This is a genomic window from Vibrio sp. Vb1729, from assembly GCF_033338655.1.
Classification (GTDB): Bacteria; Pseudomonadota; Gammaproteobacteria; order Enterobacterales; family Vibrionaceae; genus Vibrio; species Vibrio alginolyticus.
The window spans coordinates 20,062-43,157 of record NZ_JAWOTB010000047.1; the positions used below are offsets into that span (position 1 = coordinate 20,062).

Sequence of the window (23,096 nt, forward strand, 5' to 3'; positions counted from 1 at the left end):
CATCTTCGATGCCATTTTGGCGCTCACGCATGGAGAGGATATGCTCAGCTTTTTATTACGTTCTGTCTTTTTAGGCTTGGCTACTGCCGCAGTGGTATTACTGGCGGTTCCATCTTTGCGCAACAACGTAATTCCTGCCGCGCTTGATCCTCAACCTGTTAATATCGCATCAGTCGAATTGACGTTTAATCAAGCGGTCCGAAGAGCAGCGCCTGCAGTGGTAAACATCTACAGCCGTAAGTATGTTGAGAATGATCGCAGTAAACTCTCGACTCAAGGTCTGGGGTCAGGTGTCATTGTTAGTGAGAAAGGCTACATCATTACTAACTATCATGTGGTTGCTCAAGCTGATCAAATTGTTGTGGCATTACAAGACGGCAGAGCCGCAGCGGCTCAGCTCGTAGGGACAGACAAACGTACTGATATAGCCGTGCTGCGTGTCGAAGGTTCGAATTTGCCCGTAATCCCTCTGAACTCTAATTACAAACCACAAGTGGGCGACGTAGTACTAGCCATCGGTAACCCATACAACCTTGGACAAACCACAACGTTCGGCATTATTTCTGCCACAGGTCGTTCATCTATTAGCGACGGTCGTCAAGCATTCATTCAAACCGATGCCGCCATCAATGAAGGTAACTCTGGTGGAGCCCTAGTGAACACACAAGGCGAGCTCGTCGGCATTAACACCGCCTCTTTTCAGCAAGCGACAGACTTAGAAACTTACGGTATTTCTTTTGCGATCCCTGCGCCGCTAGCGAGTAAGATCATGCAGAAAATCATCGCTGATGGCCGCGTGATTCGTGGTTATATTGGAATCGACGGCCAAGACATTAATGCGGTCACTGCTCGCTTACTTGGAAATGAACACATAGGTGGTATTGTCGTACTTGGTATTGATCCAAATGGTCCAGCCAATGCGGCAGGCTTCCAAAAGCAGGACATCATTATCAGTATTGATGGCAATAAAGTGCAAGGGCGTCAGAGCGTTATGGATATCGTCACCGATTTACGTCCTGGCACCACCGTGGACGTCGGTATCATTCGCAAAGGAAAAGAGATGACCTTGAAAGTCACCATTGCCGAAGACAAGCAAGAAGCATAAAAAATCCCAGCCATTGGCTGGGATTTTTATTTGTGCGTTACTCGCTATCGCTCGGTGTTTCCGTCGTATCGGAATCATCTAGCTCAACTTCAATGCGAGTGACTCGCTGCAAACCTCTCGGTAATAACCCACCTCGGCGACCACGTTCGCCACGGAAGTTATCAAGGTCAGACGGTTTAAGACCCAACTTTCGCTTACCCGCGTACAACGTTAGCGATGCACCTTTTGGTAAAGACATTAAGTGAGATAGTACTTCTTCTCGCTCTTTTGCTTTAGCAGCAGGAATGTTGATGATCTTATTCCCCTTACCTTTCGCCAGTTGTGGCAAGTCTTTGATTGGGAACAGCAGCATGCGACCTTGGTTAGTGATTGCTAAGATTTCATCAGAGTCTAAATCTTCAATCTCTTTTGGCGTCATTATCTCAGAGTTGGCAGGTAAAGTGACGAGCGCTTTACCACTGCGGTTTTTAGACAGCAAGTCCGCGCCTTTACATACAAAGCCGTAACCTGCATCTGAGCCCACCAGCCACAGCTGATCTTCTTCACTCATGATGACTTGGCGAATACTGCTACCAGCCGTAATATTCAAGCGACCGGTAATCGGCTCACCTTGACTACGAGCAGAAGGCAGTGAGTGCGATTCCAGAGAGTAACTTCGACCGTCACTACCTAGGAATACCGCAGGCTGATTACTCTTACCTCGAGCATGCGCTAAATACTTATCACCCGACTTATAGTTTAAGCCTTCGGCATCCACGTCATGGCCTTTCGCGTGACGAATCCAACCTTTCTCAGAAAGCACAACCGTGATTGGCTCACTTGGTACGAGGTCACGTTCAGTCAGCGCTTTTGCTTCTGCACGCTCAACCATTGGAGAGCGACGATCATCACCGTATTTCTCTGCGTCTGCTTTGATTTCTTTTTTCAGTAGTGTGTTCAGACGACGCTCAGAACCGAGTAGCTGTTCTAGCTTCTCACGCTCTTTCTCTAGCTCGTCTTGCTCACCACGGATCTTCATCTCTTCTAGTTTTGCTAGATGACGAAGTTTGGTATCTAAAATTGCATCCGCTTGGATATCGGTAATACCAAAGCGTTCCATCAGCACCGCTTTTGGATCGTCTTCAGTACGGATGATCTCAATCACTTCATCTAGGTTGAGGTAAGCAACCAACAAACCTTCCAAGATGTGTAGACGAGCCATTACTTTGTCTAGGCGATGTTGTAGACGACGACGCACAGTCGTACGACGGAACTCGATCCACTCAGACAGAATTTGCACCAGACCTTTAACTTGAGGACGGTTATCCAAACCAATCATGTTCAAGTTAACGCGGTAACTGCGCTCAAGATCCGTTGATGCGAACAAATGGTTCATCAACAAATCACAATCGACGCGGTTTGACTTAGGCACGACAACAATACGCGTTGGGTTCTCGTGATCCGATTCGTCACGAAGATCGTCAACCATTGGCAGCTTCTTCGCACGCATCTGGTTAGCGATTTGCTCAAGCAGTTTGGCACCCGATACTTGGTGAGGCAAAGAAGTGATAACAATATCAGAACCTTCTTTATGCCAAACCGCGCGCATTTTTATGCTGCCACGACCGTTGCGGTAAATCTTCTCGATATCCGCTTGCGGCGAGATAATTTCTGCTTCTGTTGGGTAATCTGGACCTTTGACATACTGCATCACGTCCGGCAGTTCTGCTTTCGGGTTGTCGATCAAATGAATAGTCGCATCTGCGATTTCACGAACGTTGTGCGGTGGGATGTCTGTTGCCATACCAACGGCAATGCCGGTTACACCGTTAAGCAGGATATGAGGCAGACGTGCTGGCAACATTTGTGGCTCTTTCATTGTGCCATCAAAGTTAGGTTGCCATTCAACCGTGCCCTGACCAAGTTCGCCAAGCAATACTTCAGCAAACTTAGACAGTTTTGCTTCGGTATAACGCATTGCCGCAAATGATTTCGGATCATCTGGCGCACCCCAGTTACCTTGACCATCCACTAATGGATAGCGGTAAGAGAATGGCTGAGCCATCAATACCATCGCTTCGTAACACGCTGAATCACCGTGCGGATGGTATTTACCTAGCACGTCACCAACGGTACGTGCAGATTTTTTGTATTTTGCTGATGCAGAGAGACCAAGCTCTGACATCGCATAAATGATGCGTCGTTGAACCGGCTTTAAGCCATCACCAATGTATGGCAAGGCGCGGTCCATGATTACGTACATCGAGTAGTTCAGATAAGCGTCTTCAGTGAACTTGCGCATTGGCAATTGTTCGACGCCATCGTAGGTAATTTCTGTAGACATCCGTTACACCTCTGCCAAGTCGCCGTTGTTTTGTAGCCAAGAACGACGGTCATCTGCACGCTTTTTACCTAGCAGCATGTCCATCATTTCCATGGTCGCCGTAGAGTCGTCAATGGTTAACTGCACTAAGCGACGCGTGTTCGGATCCATGGTGGTTTCACGCAACTGAAGTGGGTTCATCTCACCCAGACCTTTGAATCGTTGCACGTTGATTTTGGCTTTCTTCTTCGACAAGCGCTCTAAAATGCCATCTTTTTCATCGTCATCGAGGGCGTAGAACACTTCTTTCCCGCAGTCGATTCGATACAGAGGCGGCATCGCCACATAGATATGACCCGCTTCCACTAGTGCGCGGAAGTGACGAGTAAATAGAGCACAAAGCAGCGTTGCGATGTGAAGACCGTCCGAGTCCGCATCGGCAAGGATACAGATCTTACCGTAACGAAGACTCTCGAGGTTGTCGCTATCTGGGTCAATACCCAAAGCAACAGAGATATCGTGTACTTCTTGAGACGCAAGAACTTGATCGGCAGAGACTTCCCACGTGTTCAAGATCTTACCACGCAGTGGCATCACAGCTTGGAATTCACGGTCACGTGCCTGTTTTGCCGAGCCACCCGCAGAGTCACCCTCCACAAAGAAGATTTCAGTGCGACTTAAGTCCTGTGCTGAACAGTCGGTCAACTTACCTGGCAGTGCTGGGCCGGACGCCACTTTCTTACGTACGACTTTTTTCGCTGCACGCATACGACGGTGTGCGTTAGCGATACAGACTTCTGCCAATTGCTCTGCGAGCTGAGGCTTTTCGTTCAACCAAAGACTGAACGCATCTTTTACAACGCCAGAGACAAATGCCGCGGTTTGACGAGAAGACAGACGTTCTTTGGTCTGGCCTGCAAATTGCGGGTCTTGAATCTTAACCGACAGCACGTAAGAACAGCGGTCGAAAACGTCATCACCCGTTAGCTTCACGCCACGAGGTAATAGATTACGGAACTCACAGAATTCGCGCATCGCTTCCAACAAGCCTTGGCGTAAACCATTAACGTGCGTACCACCTTGAGCGGTTGGGATCAGGTTAACGTAGCTTTCGGTGATCATCTCACCGCCTTCTGGCTGCCAAATTACCGCCCAGTTTGCCGCTTCAGTATCCGCCAAGAACTCACCAGTAAATGGTTCTTCAGGAATAACTGGATAGCCTTTTACACCTTCCGCAAGATAGTCTTTAAGACCGTCTTCGTAGTACCACTTATAGTCTTTGCCATTAACTTTGTCGGTTAATGTGATTTCTAAGCCCGGACACAAAACCGCTTTTGCGCGCAGGTTGTTGACTAAGCGCGTCACAGAGAAGTTAGCCGAATCGAAGTACTTCGCATCAGGCCAGAAATGCACGCTGGTACCGCGATTGCGACGACCACATGTGCCAGTTACGGTCAGATCAGACACTTTCTCGCCGTGTTCAAATGCAATTTCATACACTTGACCATCACGACGAACTGTTACTTCAACGCGTTTTGACAACGCGTTTACTACAGATATACCTACCCCGTGCAAACCACCAGAGAATTGGTAGTTTTTGTTAGAGAACTTACCACCCGCATGTAGCTTACATAGAATTAGCTCTACGCCTGATACTTTCTCTTCTGGGTGGATATCAACAGGCATGCCTCGACCATCATCGATCACTTCGAGTGATTGGTCAGCATGTAGGATGACTTGTACTTTTGAGGCATGTCCGGCTAGCGCTTCATCGACACTGTTGTCGATAACTTCTTGGCCCAAATGGTTTGGGCGCGCTGTATCCGTATACATCCCTGGTCGGCGACGTACTGGCTCTAAGCCATTCAGTACTTCAATGGCACCAGCATTATATTGTTCAGTCATAATACGGAATTATTCTCAAAGTTTACTTGTTGCCTGAGTATCACCAATGGGCGTACCCATACTCAGGAAACGAAAAAGCCACCCTGTTCACATCACTAAGAGTTTGTAAACATGATGCATAACAAAGTAGCCAGGGTCCTCGACCCTTAAGATCTTTTGGCAAAACATAGTCGGAAAGCATACCGCCCATGTCAAGAAACGGTTGGATATATCAATAAAAACTATGAGCCTTTTCCAATCGCTTTCGAATTACAGTTCTAGAAATTCGATAATCTGTGCAGGATAACGCTCAAAGCCTACAAAACTGTGATCACCGCCTTGTTCTACTGTTTGCTTAGCGTCTGCAAACTTATCTACCGCTTGTCGATAGTCTAAAACCTCATCTTCTGTTTGTTGCAATAACCAAAAAGAATGTGGCGACGCGATGCTTTGTACATCAAGAGCTTTTAACTCGTCAATATGACAAGCTTCAAGTGTATAGGTTTCATGCGTATATGGGTTAGTTTGCTTACCTAAATAATCTACTAGCAACTCATAAGGCTTGACTGCGGGGTTGACCACTACCGCTTTAAACCCAAACTTGTCATTTAGCCACGTTGACATAAAACCGCCTAATGAGCTGCCCACTAGACCAATTTTATAGTCGTCTTTATATTGCTCGATAATATCCAACAACATTTTCGCCGCTTGCTGAGGATAACAAGGTAACTGGGGAACAATCACCTTGATATCAGGCCTATGTTGCTCGCAGTAGGCTCTCATCACATTCGCTTTCATGGAGAGTGGAGAGCTATTAAAGCCATGGATATAGAGAAGAAGTGAAGGTTTACTCATAGATATCTCGCACAAAAAAGCGAGCCCGAACAGAGAGCTCGGGCGCGTTAGTAGCCGTTAGAAGAGAAGTCTGGTTGGAACTGGCCATCAGGAAGCCGACCTACTTGGGTCGTAATATCGCCACAAGCGTGTAGTTGCAGCTCCCGCCAACCAGGCGAAGTGGTATCAAGGGCAAAATCATCCGAGTTAGGCTTAAACTGAACACAAGTTGAGGGTGTTGCCATCACTCGAATGCCCTTGTAAAGCACATTCATATCTTGATGAACATGACCACAGAGAATGCCTTTCACGTTATCAAAACGCTCGACAACCTGCCAAAACGCTTCGGCATCTTTTAAAGTATGTTGATCAAGCCACGCGCTTCCGACCAGTAACGGGTGATGATGCAACAAAACAAGTGTGTGTCTTTCTGGGTGTTCGGCTAGCTTTTCTTCGAGTAGCGTTAATTGCTGATCACTCAAGCGCCCATGAGGAACGCCAACAACTTGCGAGTCTAAAAGAATTAACTGCCAATGCTCGCCAAGCAACACATGCTCTGCGGCTTTGATTTGTGGCGAAGGCAAAACACTGCCCATATTAGGCTTGTAATCATGATTACCAGGTAGCCAAAAGCAGTCTTTCTCTAGCGGTTCAATGCCGTTGGCAAAGCGCTGATAAGATTCTGCACTATGGTCTTGGGAAATATCGCCTGTCGCCAAGATGTAATCAAACGCCACGTTGCGGCGTAAAACATCAGCAACAACAGCATTGAAGCTATCGACTGTTTTTACGCTTAGCAAACTTCCCTCATCGGCAGCAAACAGATGAGTATCCGTAATTTGTAAAAGTTTGATGCTGTCACTAGATGATTGCAAAATGAAAACCTGATTCGTCCACTATATCGTTATTTGTTATTTTCCTTTAGTGACGTGACGATCAATTGAAGGCAAGTGGTGTTCTACTGATACCACTTCGTAAACAAAACGTCAGCCATTCACCGAGGAATGTGTTTAATTGATGCTTTTCATCTTTCTGCATCAGTTGGTCATTGGGATAATCATACTTAGCTTTTATGCGAGAGAACTCTCCGCTTGAGCATACTTCGGCTACTCTCGCATCATGATAAAGCCTGACAGACATCGTCGGTAAAGGAAACACTGGCGTTTCATCACTCTGACATATCTCAACAACTGTGGTGTATTTTGTGATTTCATTCACGGTCAATTGGTAAACCATGTTCGCCGCTTGGTAGCAACGTACATCCCCAACTTCGGCAGAAGCAGGCAATAAGGCGTTCAACTTAGCGTAGTTGGTCTCATACGTTCTCATAAGGCCAGCTAAATCAACATGATATTGTTGTTTTTCAGCCAATTGTGCCATTACTCACTCTCCACCGTTTGGGATAGTCCCCATTCTGACTTTAACTCTTGATGGTGTAATTGCAGCCATTGCAACGCAATAATCGACGCACCATTTTCAAATTTTCCGTCCTTCACCCATTGATACGCCGTTTCACGACTCATGACATGAACGCGGATATCTTCATTCTCATAGTCTAAACCATGAATGCCGTGCGCTTTAGACGCATCCACTTCACCAACAAAGACGTCTAGCTTTTCCGAGCAACCACCAGCCGAAGGATAATAGGACGTAACAGGTACAACGCGCCCCACCTGAATCCCCGCTTCTTCGACAGCCTCTCGACGAATTACGGCTTCAGCAGATTCATCGCGGTCAATCATACCGGCGACAATTTCTAGCTGCCAAGGGTGTTCATGTTCCAACGCGCCAATACGAATCTGTTCAATGATTACGACCTGGTCCGTCTTTGGATCATAAGGAAGCATCGCTGCTGCGTGACCACGCTCGAACATTTCTCGTTCGACAACTCCACTCCAACCACCAGCAAATAGCCTATGCTGAAAGCGGTATTTCACCATTTTGAAAAAACCTTCAAATAAGGTTTCTTTCGAGATGACTTTTACATCTCGCGAAGTAAAATCTTGTTGTTGTTTGTCACGCTGTTGCATTCAACACCTCTCTGAGTGAATCCTGTAGTTTACTCATTGTTATTCGCTTGCTCAAAGGACTTGGCTCAACTTTTTGTATAATAGTTACAAATTAATTTAAGTCTTTGCTAAAAATTTATTGCACAAGTGGATAATTACGTGTAAAAAAGTGCAAACTTTAGAGTAAATATCGTGCAAATTGAGTTAAACTACTGAGAATTAACCAATCTATGGACCGCGGGAATAGAAAATGAAAAAATTGCTTCCACTATTTATCAGTGCAGCGCTAGGTAGCATGAGTACGTCTGCGTTCGCAGACTCTTTGGCTGAAATCTACGACTTGGCAAAACAAAATGATCCACAATTGCTCAGTGTAGCAGCACAACGTGACCAAGCTTTCGAAGCAATCACCTCAAGCCGTAGTGCTCTATTACCACAAATTAACCTTACTGCGGGTTACAATTTAACTCGTGGTGATACTGAATACGATTCAAATCTAATTAGCGACGTATCAAACGATGGCAACGCACTAACCGCTGGCGTTAGCTTTTCACAAGCACTTTACAACCGCGCATCTTGGATCTCTCTAGATACTGCTGAGAAAAGTGCTCGCCAAGCAGACGCAACTTACGCAGCGACGCAACAGGCACTGATTCTTCGCGTATCACAAGCGTATTTTGAAGTTCTACGCGCACAAGATAATCTTGTTTTCGTACGTGCAGAAAAAGCCGCGGTTGGCCGTCAACTTGAGCAAACTAAACAGCGTTTTGAAGTAGGTTTGTCTGCAATCACTGACGTGCATGACGCACAAGCTCAGTACGACCAAGTGCTAGCGGACGAAGTGTTGGCAGAAAACGCGCTCACTAATAGCTACGAGTCACTGCGTGAAATTACAGGCCAAGAGCACAAAGATCTCAACATTTTGGACACTGGCCGCTTCACTGCTAGCCCATCGACCGTACCTGCTGAATCGCTCATTGATGAAGCAAAAACCAAAAACCTGACCTTGCTATCTTCACGTATTCTTCAAGACATTGCGCGTGACAATATTTCACTAGCAAGCTCTGGCCACCTACCAACGCTCTCTCTAGATGGTGGTTACAACTACGGTGATACTTCTCATAGCTCTCGTGACAACACGACAGACAACTTCAATATTGGTGTGAACCTTGCTGTACCGCTATACACAGGTGGTAACGTAACCTCTCAAACCAAACAAGCTGAATACGCGTACGTGGCTGCAAGCGAAGATCTTGAAGCGCAATACCGTAGCGTAGTAAAAGATGTTCGCGCACAAAACAACAACATTAACGCCTCTATCGGCGCATTACGTGCGTATGAGCAAGCGGTTATTTCTGCACGCTCTGCACTAGAAGCAACAGAAGCTGGCTTTGATGTAGGTACTCGTACTATCGTTGATGTACTGGACGCGACTCGTCGTCTATACGATGCGAACAAAAACCTATCGAACGCTCGTTACGACTACATTTTAAGTGTTCTTCAGCTACGCCAAGCAGTTGGTACGCTAAGCGAACAAGACATCTTGGACGTTGATGCAGGTTTGAAAGCGGCAAAATAACCGCGAACTGAATACTTCAGGTCTTAATAAATAAAAAACGCCAGTTGAGTTATCAGCTGGCGTTTTTTATTACTTGTAGTTCAGAGCTTAAAAGTGCCTCTGAACTACAAGTATCAAAAAGGCCGCACTTAGCGACCTTTATGAGCAAATAGCATTTCAATGCTAACAAACAGCAGCCTTAGCCCTTACCGCCTTTGATTGCATTAATGATTTCACTGGTCGAGCAGCCATCTTCAAAGTTCAATACACGAACTTCACCACCCGCCGCAATGACTTCTTTACCACCAGCAATCTCTTCTGGTTTGTAGTCACCGCCTTTTACTAGCAAGCTTGGTAGAACTTCTGAGATCAAACGCTGCGGCGTATCTTCACTAAATGGTACAACCCAATCCACAGCGCCCAAACCTGCCAACACCGCCATGCGGCGATCGGTTGGGTTTACCGGACGACCAGGGCCTTTAAGGCGTTTTACTGACTCATCGGTATTAACCGCAACGATTAGGCGATCGCCCAGTTCAGCAGCATGGTTTAAGTAAGACACATGCCCAGCGTGTAGAATATCAAAGCAGCCGTTTGTCATAACGACTTTCTCGCCACGAGCACGTGCTTTTTTCACCGCTTCGATCAGTGCTTTTTCTGAAATCACACCGTAATCCGTGTCTTGGCTGCCATGTACCGCTTCTGCTAATTCAATCTCAGAAAGCGTTGACGTGCCTAGTTTACCAACCACAACACCTGCCGCTGCGTTTGCTAGTGCACACGCTTCTTCAAATGATTTGCCTGCGGCAACAGACGCTGCCAATACAGAGATAACCGTGTCGCCCGCACCTGTCACGTCGTACACTTCTTTCGCTTGAGTTGGAAGGTGGAAAGGTTCCTGGCCACGACGAATCAAGGTCATTCCGTTTTCGCTGCGTGTCACTAAAAGCGCTTCAAATTCAAACTCTTCAACCAAAGCCAGTGCTTTCTCTACTAGCTCTTGGTCAGATTTCACTTTACCTACAACGTCTTCGAACTCTTTCATGTTTGGCGTAAGAAGTGTTGCGCCACGGTAGCGTTCAAAATCCGCACCTTTCGGGTCAATGAAAACCGGAATATTTGCTGCGCGCGCTTTTTGAATGTATGCCTGAACATGCTCTAACGAACCTTTTGCGTAGTCAGACATAATCACGGCTTTAACGTTTGGCAGTGCGGCATCCATACGTGATAGCACAGGTGCAGAATCTGTGTTTTCAAACTTGTCTTCGAAGTCGAGACGAATAAGCTGTTGTCCACGGCTCATTACGCGAAGCTTCGTAATCGTTGGGTAATCAGGCAGTGCAACGAAATCGCACTTCACATTGAGTGAGCTCAGCGTCTCCGTCAGCACTTTTGCAGGCTCATCTTCCCCAGTTAGACCAACAATGTGAGCATGGCCACCTAGTGATGCGATGTTCATCGCAACGTTCGCAGCACCACCAGGACGCTCTTCATTGTTTTCTACTTTTACAACAGGAACCGGCGCTTCAGGAGAAATACGCCCGGTTGGGCCATACCAGTAACGATCTAGCATGACATCACCGATGATGAGCACACCAGCGCTGTTGTAATCAGGTAGAATTGGTTTCATTGTTGGTCTCCAAAAATTAAATCGAAGTGAGTTTATCACAGCCCTTATCGAGGCTAAATATATGGTCTTAACTGAACCACTGATTCCAAGCCTGTTTTACCCACTCCCTTTCGGCAACAAACTTATCTTCCACCACATCAGCGTCTAAATTGAGTAGATTTCGGCGGTGTATTTCGTTGCGCATTGTCGTGTAAGCACGTATCAACTGCATTGCTTGGTCTTCGTCCATAACATCTTGCGCAATGAGCGTTTCAAAGATGCGCACATTATCACACCAACGCGTCAATTTCGGCTTATCGTGACTATAGTTGAGCACTAGGTACTGAGCGAGAAATTCGATATCGGTAATCCCACCTACATCTTGCTTGAGCATAAAGCGGCCTGGCTTTTTCCCCCCAAGATGACCGCGCATTTTTTCTCTCATTTCGACAACGTCTTTTTTCAGTTCAGCTTGATCGCGTGCTTTGCACAACACATCATGCCGCGTATTGTGAAATGCTATCGCCAGTGGTTCATCACCATAAATCATGCGCGCGCGGACAAGTGCTTGATGCTCCCATGTCCACGCGTCTTGATGTTGATAGTCGTCGAACGCGTCCGTTGGGCTAACCAACAAACCCGATGCACCGGACGGACGCAATCGGGTATCGACCTCGTATAAAATACCGGAAGCGGTGCGAGTGGAGAAAATATGAATGATACGCTGTGCTAAACGAAGGTAGAACTGACGACCATCAATCTCTTTTTTGCCGTCAGTGTAGACATTGACGGGGCAGTCATGCATGAAGACAATATCCAAATCGGAGTTATAGCCGAGCTCCCACCCTCCGACTTTACCATAACCAATTACAGCAAAGCCTTTACCTTCACGATCTTTCACATGCGTTGGCTCGCCGTACTTTTCAGACACTTGCAACCAAGCCTGACTGACCACCGCATCCACGATAGCTTCCGCTAAGTAAGTTAAATGGTCACTCACTTTCATCACTGGCAATGCGCCAGCAATATCTGCCGCTGCAATACGCAAAATACAAATTTGCTTAAACTGACGCAACGCTTCCATTTGCTGTTCCATATCATCTTCAGGAATACGTGCCAAATAATCACGCAGCTCTGTACGGTAACTGTCTAATGGAATGGGATTGTACAGCTGCGCAGGGTCGATTAACTCATCAAGCAAGATAGGATAACGAGACAGCTGCTCTGAAATCATTGGGCTTGCGGTACACAAACGTACGAGCTGCACCAGAGCCGCTGGATGCTCATCCAATAATTCCAAGTAAGTTGTGCGAGTGCAGATGTTATGTAGCAAGTGAAGTACACGAGATAAACCAAACTGTGCATCAGGATGGGCAAAGACCGCATCAAACACTTTCGGCATCAAACGATTGAGCACTTCGCGTCCACGTGGGCCTAACGTTTTTTTGGCCAGATCGGTTTTAAAGTTGATGATGGTTTTCGCGCATGAAGCAAAGTCTTCAATCTGAATATCCTGCTGCAAGATATGCTCAAGAACGTCTTGTTTGTCGGCCATATCCCATAGCTCATGAAAATGACGAGCAACAGTAGTCCCCTCGTCTTCTTCATCATCACCAATTAGTGATTCAAAAACTTGGTGAACATTTGCCATATGCTGCTGGGTTTGCTCAATTAATTGCTCCCAACAGCTCATTTTCATCGCAGTGGCGAGCTTTAAGCGTTCGGTTTCGCAATCAGGCAGCGTCTGGGTTTGCTTATCCGCCATTGCTTGCAACAAGTTTTCTAATTGACGCAAGTACTTGTATGCAGCTTCTAGATCGCTGACTTCTTTTGGAGTAAGCAATGCCAGTTCTTCAATGCCTTGCAGCGTTTCCAACAGCCCTCGATTACGCAAAGAAGGCTCTCGACCACCTCGAATCAATTGAAAAACTTGAGCGATAAATTCAATTTCTCGGATGCCACCCGCACCTAGCTTAATGTTGTTATTCAACCCTCGGCGGCGAACCTCGCTACTGATCATCGACTTCATTCGACGCAAAGATTGAATCGCACTGAAATCAATATAACGACGAAAAACAAAAGGGCGCAGCATTTGGCGTAGCTCTTGATACTGCGGGTACATCTCACATCCCATCACCCGAGCTTTGATCATCGCGTAACGTTCCCAATCTCGTCCCTGTTCTTGGTAATAATCTTCAAGTGCGGCATAGCTCATAACCAAGGGGCCACTTTCTCCAAATGGGCGAAGCCGCATGTCGACGCGGTAGCAAAAACCATCGAAGGTTTGTTGGTCGAGCGCTTTGATGATGCGTTGACCAAGACGAGTAAAGAACTGGGCATTGGCAATGCTTCGGCGTGCGCCTTGGGTTTCACCATTCTCTGGGTACGTGAAAATTAGATCAATATCGGAAGAAAAGTTTAGCTCGCCACCACCCAGTTTCCCCATGCCGATAATTAACATCGGCTGCACTTCACCGTCCTCACTTGTTGGCGTGCCCCACTCCTGACAACACACTTGATATTGCCATTGATAGGTTTCAAAAATCATCGCTTCTGCCAACTCAGATAAGTGGCTTAAAGACGTCTCTAGAGACCATGCATGCGTGAAATCCTTCCACGCAATGTACACCATTTCTCGGTTGCGAAACTGACGCAATACGCGATGACCAGACATCTCATCAGGACATTGTTCCAACAGTTCAGCAAGGCTTGAGCGGTAAGACTCCTGACGACTTGGCTGCGCTAACATACTTGGCAACTCACGGGCTAGGACTTCATCGCGATGAATGGCTTCGGTTATAAATTGGCTTAAGCCCGCCACATAACGAAATTGCTGCGCAACTTCATCGGGCCAAAGGGGAAAATAACCTGCGTCTTGGGCGTTTTGTACGGCAGATTCAGCGATAGAAATCAGTGGCGAAGGCAGCTGCATTTTTCTTCCTTGTTTGAAAAGCACGGTAACTCATTCTTTATACCAGACTGAAAGCAAATAAAAACGCCCACAAAAGGTTTGTGGGCGTTTTATCAAAAGTTCGGGATCGAATATTAAACTTGGAAAGATTTGATCTTCTTGTCTAGCTCACCTGCATTATTTTGCATCATTTCAGAGGTTTCTAGCAGCTCGGTAACGACAACAACTGAGGCTTCCACCAACTCACGTACATTGGTGAGGTTTTGGCTCATCTCTTCTGCAACACTGCTTTGCTGACCAGACGCCGTCGCGATCTGGAAGTTCATGTCATTGATTTGCGTCACTTGCCCAACAATACCATCGAGCTCAGATCCAGCATTAGAAACCAGCTCGTTTCCATCTGCCGCTTCTACAACGCTTTTTTCCATGAGTTCTACCGCAGATTCAGCACTGGTTTGCAGCTGTGCGATCATCTCTTGAATTTCTACCGTCGCTTGTTGTGTACGTTGGGCAAGGTTACGAACTTCATCTGCAACCACAGCAAAACCCCGCCCAGCCTCGCCAGCTCGCGCCGCTTCAATCGCCGCATTCAGTGCAAGCAGGTTGGTTTGTTCAGAAATGCCTTGAATCGTCCCTACAACGCTACCAATGGCTTCAACACGTTCTTCAACTTGGTTAACCGCTTGTGCCGATGAAGCGATATCCGACGAAAGTTCACTCATTTTCGCCATTGTACTTTGCAAGAACTGCTGACCAGAAATTGCTTGTGCGGAAGCTTGCTCTGTCAGAGAAGAGGCCGTCTGGGCATGTTCCGCAACCGTTTGGACCGTCGACGACATTTCACTCATCGCCGTAGCAAGTTGATCAATTTCGTTAAACTCTTCTTGCGCCGATTCCTTCGTTTCCGACATGCTCAGTGTCATGACTTCGGTGAGCGTTGATAATTCATCAGACGCATTAATTTGCATTTGAATCACATCGTGCAATTGTCGACGTGTCTTTTCTAATTCACGTGCCACGTCTCCGTATTCATCTTTACAATCCATACCAAATGGAACAGAGAGGTTCTTGCTCGCCATCAGTTTGATCGCGTCGCTCAGATACTGTGTTTGACGCAACATCACTCTAGCCGCCGCTAATAAGAGCACGACAAAAACCACAATCAATAAGGCGGTTTGCCAAGCAACTTGCGTTAAATATGCTTCATAATGCTGTTGGGCAACTTGCGCGTTTTGTGTCGCCGCTAAAAGTGAGTCGTAAAAAGTGTTTGCGTCCCACAGTTGTTTTGCCACGATCAGGACAGTACTGAAGACCATCAACATGACCATTTTAGGCACCAGTCGAATGTCGGATATGACCCTTTCCCATGGCTTAAATGCCAGCTTTTCCATTGTCAGTTCTCCACCGAGTCTTATATAGTCTTTATCTATAATCTTTATATTACTTATAGTTATGTTCGCGCTTTGCGTGGTTACGCGATTTATTTTGAGCTTCGTATGAAAAACAATGATATCAAAGACAGCACACGACCGATGGGCCTGTTGTCACTAATATTGTCTTTTATGGCACTATTTGTGATCTCTGGCTTGTTGTTTTTCCCGATCGATCACGAAACCCGTCAAGTTCTTATCGGTCTGGATTTCATAATCTGTAGTATTTTTCTACTACAGCTCACCATTGATTTGATCCGGTCCACAGATCGCTGGTTATTCCTTAAACGTCATTGGATAGATTTCGTGGCGAGCATCCCATTGATAGAGCCCCTGCGCTTTGCTCGTATTTTTCATATTATGCGAGTGGTATTAGTACTGCGTTCGTCAAAGTTCATTTTGCATCAGCTCAAAGAAAACCGCCGCGAAACTACGGTCGCCTCTATACTGCTATTGATGGTTATCCTCATAACGCTCGGTTCTAGTGCAATGCTGTTTATCGAAGCGAAAAACCCAGAAGCGAATATTCGCACTGGCGCCGATGCTTTGTGGTGGGTATTTGTAACGATCTCAACGGTTGGTTACGGCGATCATTATCCTGTGACCTCCATAGGAAAGTTTTTGGCTGTCATCATCATTGTTTGCGGGGTGGGTATCTTTGGTATGATCTCGGGTCTTATCACCTCTATCCTTACTGCCCCAACGAAACAACAGACGCACAGTTCAATCAATAAAGAACGTATGCTCGAGCAGCTCCTAACCCAACAAGCGCAAATACTAGAACGACTCGATTTCATGGAAAAAGAGCTACAACAACGTAAAACAGAGACAAAAAAATAGGACCATGCGGTCCTATTTTTTTGTCGTTACCACCAGAACGATCATTCACGCCAATAAGGCTGTACTTCCACACTGATCGCTCGGGTTTGATCCATTGCATGCAAAATTGAGCGCTCTTGACGGTGCAACCAGCGTTCTAACTGCTCTTTTTCTGCGTCTTCCAGCATATCAACCAACGGGAGCAAGTGGTTCAGCATTAGCAGATCATCGATACCATGCACCAGATCCGCCCATGGTAAACGGAAGCTGTTACGCTCATCCGAGTTATACAAACTCGCGAAACCAATACCAGTATATAGGTTACGCAATAAGCGATAACGCTGATCAACGTACTCTTGCGCCGTCAAATCGCGCTCTGCTGGGAAAGCTTCCATTAGCTCAGCCCAAGTGCGATCGAGCTGAGTAACTGAAAACGGCATGATATTACTTGCCATTTTTTCACGTGCTTTTTCATCAAGAAATGGCTGCCAACCGCGCGCTAAGATCCAGCGGCTTAGATCCAGCAGTAACCCTGTGTAACGCGCGGAATTGAGCAACCCTAGCACTTCTTCACGGCTTGGCAACTCTTGTAACTGCTGAGTCAACTCAGATACTAAGAACTTACGTGCATCCAACTTGCGCAGCACATTGCCTTTGTCATCTAAAAGCTCTTCAAGGTGTGCATGCTCATCCAACCAACTCAGTTCTTCTTCCAACCATTTAAGCTCTTGGCGCAGAATCGCGCTCGCGCGACGAGGGACAATCCCGCCAAAAATGGTCAATGTTTGACGAATGAAACGAATGGCATTACTGATTTCACGCAGTGCTTCCACGCTGTCACGCTCAGCATAAATTTGCTCGTGATAATGCCAATGAGACAAAGCGTGCTCTAAAGAGTTGATCAAGCAAAATTCAACGGTATCCGTCGGACTACTGTCCACAAGTGCCAATGATTTTACTTCATCACCCGCATAACCGCTTGCAAGTCGATAACCTTTCGCCGCTTTGCTCAAGTTACCCAAGCGCATACCACCTTGCTCGCAAAAGCTGCGTGCCAGTGTGAATAAAGCTTCGGTTTGGCCAGACTTAAGTTCCAGTTCAACTTCGCAAATTGGCTCTTGCTTCTCTTCTTCGTCTTCACCTTTGGCTACAACTAAGCCTTGGTCAAAAGCAACTTCAATCTGACTGCCATCGGGCATGCCAATCAGCCATTGTTCACGTGTGAAGTTGGTCGAGAATAATGGCATAAGCTCGGATTGCAGCGTTTCTGCATCTTTACCTGGAGGCCAAATATCTAGAGGATGAAGCGACAGATTAGGCTCGTCGCTAGTGTGCTCAGCATTGTATTCTGGTCTTTGATGTAAGCCTGCGACGACGCGCCCTGCTGTCTTTACGGTTTGGACGAATACATCATCAAAACGGCGAATTCTTAAACCAATGTCGTGCTTTCGAAGCCATTTATCGGCAGTATCAAAATAGGTGTTACCCAAGTCACGACAACTATGCTGAAGTACTTTTGTCTCAGAAATTTTTTCTTTTAAAGTTTCTGAAAATTCAGGAGAAACAAAAAACTTCAGTTCTATTTCGGTTTCCATAGCTATACCTTTCAAAGCAGATAGAAACAGGATATTGCGTAATTTCTCACACGGCAAGAGAGAAATATCGCCGGAATGATGATCTAAAACAGTTTTAATGAGCGATTTAATGCGTTACCATGCGCGCCTTTATAGCCATCGTTCAACATTTCGCCAAGCACTCAGAAATGGTGTATGTTTTTTTAAGGTTATAGTTATTAGGTTGAATGACCATGCCAGTAAATACAATTATGGGGTTATTTGCAAAGTCCCCAATTAAGCCTTTGCAACGCCACGTTGTGTGTGTCAACGAATGTTGTTCACACTTGGTGAAATTCTTTGAAGTATCTTCAAAGGGTGATTGGGAAAAAGCAGCAGAAATCCGTGCACAAATTTCTCACCTAGAGAAAGAAGCGGATGTGCTGAAACGTGAAATCCGTCTAAAACTGCCTCGCGGTTTGTTCATGCCAGTCGACCGTACTGACATGCTTGAGCTTTTGACTCAACAGGACAAACTTGCAAACCTGGCAAAAGACATTGCTGGCCGTGTATATGGTCGTCAACTTGTCATCCCTGAGGCTCTCCAACCAAACTTCCTCGCTTACGTTCAACGTTGTCTTGATGCTGCCGATCAGGCGCAAAAGGTAATCAATGAACTTGATGAATTGCTAGAAACCGGTTTCAAAGGCCGTGAAGTGACGCTCGTCGCTGAAATGATTCATCAATTAGACGTTATCGAAGATGATACCGATGCCATGCAGATTGAACTTCGCCAGCAGTTGATGGTGATTGAAGCTGACATGAACCCTATCGATGTCATGTTCCTATACAAGATTCTTGAATGGGTAGGTGGTATTGCCGACCAAGCGCAGCGCGTAGGTGCTCGTTTGGAAGTCATGCTATCTCGATCTTAAAACATAAAGTTAACGACATAACGAAGAGCATAATTAACACGTGTCATAGGGACGATGACTATTTTCATCGTCTTATGGTTTGGCGCGCGTAAAATTTTGTTCCGCTTGTTATAAAACAACTAGGTATTACGATGGATATCCTTGCGAACTACGGCACTGTCCTGATTATTGTTGCAGCGATTTTTGGTTTCATGATGGCGATTGGTATTGGCGCGAACGACGTTGCTAATGCGATGGGTACATCTGTAGGTTCAAAAGCGCTAACTGTAAAACAAGCTATCATCATTGCGATGATCTTCGAATTTGCAGGTGCTTACCTTGCAGGCGGTGAAGTAACCGACACTATCCGTAAAGGTGTAATCGAAACTTCTTTATTTGCTAGTCAACCAGATGTTCTTGTCTACGGCATGATGTCTGCGCTTTTAGCAGCAGGTACATGGCTGCTTCTTGCTTCTTACATGGGCTGGCCAGTATCAACGACTCACTCAATCATCGGTGCAATCATTGGTTTTGCATGCGTATCAGTAGGTACTGAAGCGGTTGACTGGGGCAGCGTTCAAGGCATTGTTGGTAGCTGGATTATTACGCCAGTGATTTCAGGTTTCTTTGCTTACGTTATCTTTGTCAGCGCACAGCGCCTGATTTTTGATACTGAGAACCCTCTGTTTAACGCGAAACGTTTTGTACCTGTTTACATGTTCATCACAACAATGGTGATTGCACTTGTAACCATCAAAAAAGGTCTAAAACACGTTGGTCTTCACCTGACCAATGGTGAAGCCTGGATGTGGGCAGCAGCAGTTTCAGCACTTGTGATGATTGGCGGCTACGTATACATCCAGAAAAAATTCGCTAATCGCGAAGAAGACCGCAGCTTTTCTGGCGTGGAAGGTATCTTCAGCGTTCTGATGGTTATCACCGCTTGTGCGATGGCATTTGCACACGGTTCAAACGACGTTGCAAACGCCATTGGTCCACTGTCTGCTGTCGTATCGACTGTTGAACACATGGGCGAAATCAGCACGAAAAGCACCATCGCTTGGTGGATTCTACCTCTTGGTGGTATTGGTATCGTGGTCGGTCTTGCAACACTAGGTCACAAAGTAATGGCAACCGTTGGTACAGGCATCACTGAGCTAACGCCTAGCCGCGGTTTTGCAGCACAGCTAGCAACAGCATGTACGGTAGTTCTAGCGTCTGGTACAGGCCTGCCAATTTCAACCACTCAAACATTGGTTGGTGCGGTTCTCGGTGTTGGCTTTGCTCGTGGTATCGCAGCACTGAACCTAGGCGTAGTTCGTAACATCGTGGCATCATGGATCGTTACACTACCAGCGGGTGCGTTATTGGCCGTAGTATTCTTCTACGGACTTCAAGCGATGTTCGCTTAAGACACTCGTCAATAGAATGTAAGCGCTTTGTCATTATTGACTCAAACGCACAGAAAGGGAGGCTTTGCCTCCCTTCTTTGTTGCACCGAGGTTTGAAACTGCATACTATTCGTCTATTTCCGGCTCCAATCATTCGGTGCCAACGCTGTCTCCAAGAAAAATCGTTAAGGGATTTACTGTGAAAAAACTAATCATCACGGTTTTGTTTACTTTGCTAGCAGCGCCAGCGGCCCTAGCAGCAGACCGTTATATTTCTGATGACCTCTTCACTTTTATGCACTCAGGTCCAAATAACACCTACCGTATTATTGGTAGTGTTAACGCCGGTTCTAAAGTACAACTGATTAAAACCAACCGAGATACTGGCTATACGCAAGTTCGTGATGACCGTGGTCGCACTGGTTGGGTACAAAGCAAGTTTGTGACAAACCAAGAGAGCATGGCAATTCGCCTTCCTCGTATTGAGAAAGAGCTAGCCGAAGTAAAAGAGCAGCTTGCTAATGCTCGTCAAACTTCTGATGCAGAGAAAGCCGGTCTTGTTACCTCTCTCGAAACACGTAACCAACAAATTTCAGATCTAGAAAATAAATACTCTGAGATCAGCGATCAGCTTACTTCTGTTGAAACAGAAAACCGCGAGCTACGCGCAAAACTGGATACACAAAAAGATGACATGCTGCTTAAGTACTTCACTTATGGCGGCGGTGTTGCAGGTTTAGGTTTACTATTTGGTTTGATTCTTCCGCATGTCATGCCTCGTAGAAAGCGCTCTCCTGCGGGTTGGGCATAAACCCTTACGCTTTTATCTTTAAAAAGAACGCAAAAGCCAGTCGATATTGACTGGCTTTTTAGTTTGCTTCGTTTGACAGAAGTGAGTACTACTCCCCCATTGAACTAGAGGCTCGACGACGATCCGTTGCGCCATAAAGCTTGCCATCTTTTAGCTCAATTGCATTCAAACCGCTTACCACTGGAATAACGTGCACTGGGTAGCCAAGCTCCATAAACTCAGGCACCAACATTTCTGCGAACGTTTTCTTTTCCACCAGCAAACCAGTCGGGTCATAAGACTTGGTGCGGTCTATCTTAGTGCCATACTGGATGTTTGGTAAGTCAATAGCCTCTTGCGCTAATAAATTCCAATCCAGCACCCCAACCACGGTTTTGAGTACATACCCCGGGATTTGTGAACTACCTGGTGACCCAACCACCAAACGCAAGTTATCATCACTGTCCATCACCATTAATGGCGTAATAGCCGAACGTGGACGCTTGCCCGCTTCAATTGAGTTTTGCGTAGGCTTGCCGTTAACCGTTGGCTGAGGTGAGAAGTTCGCCATTTGTGCATTCAAGATAACGCCATCAACCATGACACCAGATCCCATTCCCGTGCCAACGGTGCTGGTCATCGCAATTGCATTTCCATCTCTATCGACGATAGAAATATGCCCTGTATCTTTGCTCTCGAAGCCTTGATATTGCGCATACTGAGTTTGCGTTATCTGTCCTGCTTGTGGATCCTCTTTTGAAGTGCCATTATCAGGGATTAAATCACGTCTCTGATCTAGATAGGCTTTAGACAGCAACTGTTCAACTGGCGCTTCCACATAATCCGGATCTCCGGCATACGCAATACGATCGGCTTTTGCAATTCGCATCGCTTCAGTCATGAGACGCCAAGGTTCCACATCCGTTTTCGCCATATGGGCAATGCCATAGGGTGCAAGCAGTTCAAGACTCTGAGCGACCATCACACCGCCCGAAGCTGGGTAACCAAAAGAGACGATTTTATTCCCACGGTAGTCGCTCTCAATGATGTCACGCTGCTTCACTTGGTAATGTTTAAAATCTTCTAAAGACAACTTCTCGTGTTGGTCGTCAATACGACTATTAACCGTCTCTACGATGTGCTGACCAAGCTCACCACCATAAAGGTAACTATCGCCTTGTTGCGCGATCTTCCTCAGCGTCTCAGCCATCTTAGGGTTCTTCATCAAGGTTCCCGTCGGTTTAATATCGTCCCCTTGCCAATACAAGGCTTTCACTTCCGGATCTTGCTCAAGTCGGCTTTGCTCTCTTACTACGATGTCGTAGGTGTAGCTGTTCATCGCGTACCCATTGCTCGCCAATGTAATTGCCGGCTTAATCAGCTCTGCCCATGGCAACTTGCCGTATTGTTCATGAGTGGTGTAAAGCAACCGCAACGTGCCCGGAACCGCAACAGAACGAGGGCCTAATATTTCGTTGCGACTGAGTACTTCCCCATTCTCAACAAACATTTCAGGGTTCGCGCTAGAGGGCGCTTCATCTCGACCATCAAGGGCCAGAAATTTTTTCTCGTCATGTTGATAAAACAGCGCGAAAGTCCCGCCGCCAATTCCGGTCATATCTGGCTCAACGACAGACATCACCATCTGCATCGCGACCATAGCATCAACAGCGTTACCGCCTTCTTTCAATATTGAGTAACCGGTACTGCTTACGTAAGGGTTCGTCGCACTGACCATGAAATCTTGCCCGCGACCATCTGGTGTAACTGGGAATGGGTCTGGCTTTGCTGCATAGCTTGTCGATGCAACAATACTTAAAGAAAAAATCAGAATACGCATGTGTCTCTGTTTAGACTCCTATTATGTGATGGGGTCTAACGTGGACCAAGTCATTACTCCGAAGTTCGTGAAGATGGTGTCTTTTTACACAACGTTGACTGGAATCGCGCTATCAATAGATGAATGATATTGGTGCTATTTAAACGA

At 46.3% G+C, this 23,096-nt stretch carries 17 protein-coding genes; 6 read left to right on the plus strand and 11 right to left on the minus strand.

The features are described from left to right. The first annotated feature begins 40 nt into the window (after nucleotides 1-40). A complete protein-coding gene (gene degS / locus R7E29_RS18195) occupies nucleotides 41-1,105 on the plus strand; it encodes an outer membrane-stress sensor serine endopeptidase DegS (RefSeq protein ID WP_017633606.1) in 1,065 nt (354 codons plus the stop codon). A gap of 37 nt (nucleotides 1,106-1,142) precedes the next feature. Here degS and parC read toward each other — a convergent pair whose 3' ends face one another. The 6 genes from parC to nudF form a co-directional block, all read right to left on the minus strand. Beyond that, the gene (parC, locus tag R7E29_RS18200; RefSeq protein ID WP_017633605.1) at nucleotides 1,143-3,428 is read right to left on the minus strand and encodes a DNA topoisomerase IV subunit A; all 2,286 of its coding nucleotides are present in this window, start codon (nucleotides 3,426-3,428) and stop codon (nucleotides 1,143-1,145) included. 3 nt (nucleotides 3,429-3,431) lie between these two features. Beyond that, a complete protein-coding gene (gene parE, locus R7E29_RS18205; RefSeq protein ID WP_005387417.1) occupies nucleotides 3,432-5,312 on the minus strand; it encodes a DNA topoisomerase IV subunit B in 1,881 nt (626 codons plus the stop codon). A gap of 249 nt (nucleotides 5,313-5,561) precedes the next feature. Beyond that, a complete protein-coding gene (gene yqiA, locus R7E29_RS18210) occupies nucleotides 5,562-6,146 on the minus strand; it encodes an esterase YqiA (RefSeq protein ID WP_017820245.1) in 585 nt (194 codons plus the stop codon). 47 nt (nucleotides 6,147-6,193) lie between these two features. Next, nucleotides 6,194-7,000 carry a 3',5'-cyclic-AMP phosphodiesterase gene (gene cpdA / locus R7E29_RS18215; protein ID WP_005379877.1) on the minus strand — a complete coding sequence of 269 codons (807 nt, stop codon included), beginning with the start codon at nucleotides 6,998-7,000 and terminating at the stop codon, nucleotides 6,194-6,196. Nucleotides 7,001-7,061: 61 nt separating this feature from the next. After that, complete coding sequence (locus tag R7E29_RS18220) at nucleotides 7,062-7,505, minus strand: DUF1249 family protein (RefSeq protein WP_017633603.1); 444 nt, start codon at nucleotides 7,503-7,505, stop codon at nucleotides 7,062-7,064. Continuing rightward, a complete protein-coding gene (gene nudF / locus R7E29_RS18225) occupies nucleotides 7,505-8,155 on the minus strand; it encodes an ADP-ribose diphosphatase (protein ID WP_017633602.1) in 651 nt (216 codons plus the stop codon). Before nudF ends, R7E29_RS18220 begins: the two co-directional genes overlap by 1 nt. Before the next feature lie 229 nt (nucleotides 8,156-8,384). Between nudF and tolC the strand changes: the two genes are divergently transcribed. Next, nucleotides 8,385-9,713 (plus strand): outer membrane channel protein TolC, encoded by a 1,329-nt coding sequence (gene tolC / locus R7E29_RS18230; protein WP_005379884.1) that lies wholly within the window; start codon nucleotides 8,385-8,387, stop codon nucleotides 9,711-9,713. Between the two features lie 178 nt (nucleotides 9,714-9,891). Here tolC and hldE read toward each other — a convergent pair whose 3' ends face one another. From hldE to R7E29_RS18245, 3 genes are all read right to left on the minus strand, one after another. Next, nucleotides 9,892-11,322 carry a bifunctional D-glycero-beta-D-manno-heptose-7-phosphate kinase/D-glycero-beta-D-manno-heptose 1-phosphate adenylyltransferase HldE gene (gene hldE / locus R7E29_RS18235; protein ID WP_017633601.1) on the minus strand — a complete coding sequence of 477 codons (1,431 nt, stop codon included), beginning with the start codon at nucleotides 11,320-11,322 and terminating at the stop codon, nucleotides 9,892-9,894. A 67-nt stretch (nucleotides 11,323-11,389) separates the two neighbouring features. Continuing rightward, nucleotides 11,390-14,233, minus strand: a complete 2,844-nt coding sequence (gene glnE, locus R7E29_RS18240; RefSeq protein ID WP_017633600.1) for a bifunctional [glutamate--ammonia ligase]-adenylyl-L-tyrosine phosphorylase/[glutamate--ammonia-ligase] adenylyltransferase — start codon at nucleotides 14,231-14,233, stop codon at nucleotides 11,390-11,392. Nucleotides 14,234-14,346: 113 nt separating this feature from the next. Further along, nucleotides 14,347-15,603 carry a methyl-accepting chemotaxis protein gene (locus R7E29_RS18245; RefSeq protein WP_005379890.1) on the minus strand — a complete coding sequence of 419 codons (1,257 nt, stop codon included), beginning with the start codon at nucleotides 15,601-15,603 and terminating at the stop codon, nucleotides 14,347-14,349. Nucleotides 15,604-15,708: 105 nt separating this feature from the next. On the opposite strand from R7E29_RS18245, the gene R7E29_RS18250 reads away from it, so the two are divergent. Further along, nucleotides 15,709-16,482, plus strand: coding sequence for a potassium channel family protein (locus R7E29_RS18250; RefSeq protein WP_025768395.1), 774 nt, complete (start codon nucleotides 15,709-15,711; stop codon nucleotides 16,480-16,482). A 41-nt stretch (nucleotides 16,483-16,523) separates the two neighbouring features. Here R7E29_RS18250 and R7E29_RS18255 read toward each other — a convergent pair whose 3' ends face one another. Continuing rightward, complete coding sequence (locus R7E29_RS18255; protein ID WP_005379894.1) at nucleotides 16,524-18,056, minus strand: inorganic triphosphatase; 1,533 nt, start codon at nucleotides 18,054-18,056, stop codon at nucleotides 16,524-16,526. Nucleotides 18,057-18,268: 212 nt separating this feature from the next. On the opposite strand from R7E29_RS18255, the gene R7E29_RS18260 reads away from it, so the two are divergent. The 3 genes from R7E29_RS18260 (at nucleotide 18,269) to R7E29_RS18270 (ending at nucleotide 21,130) form a co-directional block, all read left to right on the plus strand. Continuing rightward, nucleotides 18,269-18,949 (plus strand): TIGR00153 family protein, encoded by a 681-nt coding sequence (locus tag R7E29_RS18260; protein WP_005379896.1) that lies wholly within the window; start codon nucleotides 18,269-18,271, stop codon nucleotides 18,947-18,949. A gap of 131 nt (nucleotides 18,950-19,080) precedes the next feature. Further along, entirely contained in the window at nucleotides 19,081-20,340 is a 1,260-nt protein-coding gene (locus tag R7E29_RS18265) for an inorganic phosphate transporter (protein WP_005379898.1), read from the plus strand. Nucleotides 20,341-20,518: 178 nt separating this feature from the next. After that, nucleotides 20,519-21,130 (plus strand): TIGR04211 family SH3 domain-containing protein, encoded by a 612-nt coding sequence (locus R7E29_RS18270; RefSeq protein ID WP_005379900.1) that lies wholly within the window; start codon nucleotides 20,519-20,521, stop codon nucleotides 21,128-21,130. Between the two features lie 88 nt (nucleotides 21,131-21,218). On the opposite strand, the gene ggt is transcribed toward R7E29_RS18270, so the two are convergent. Next, entirely contained in the window at nucleotides 21,219-22,949 is a 1,731-nt protein-coding gene (ggt, locus tag R7E29_RS18275; protein WP_017636146.1) for a gamma-glutamyltransferase, read from the minus strand. Nucleotides 22,950-23,096 lie beyond the last annotated feature (147 nt).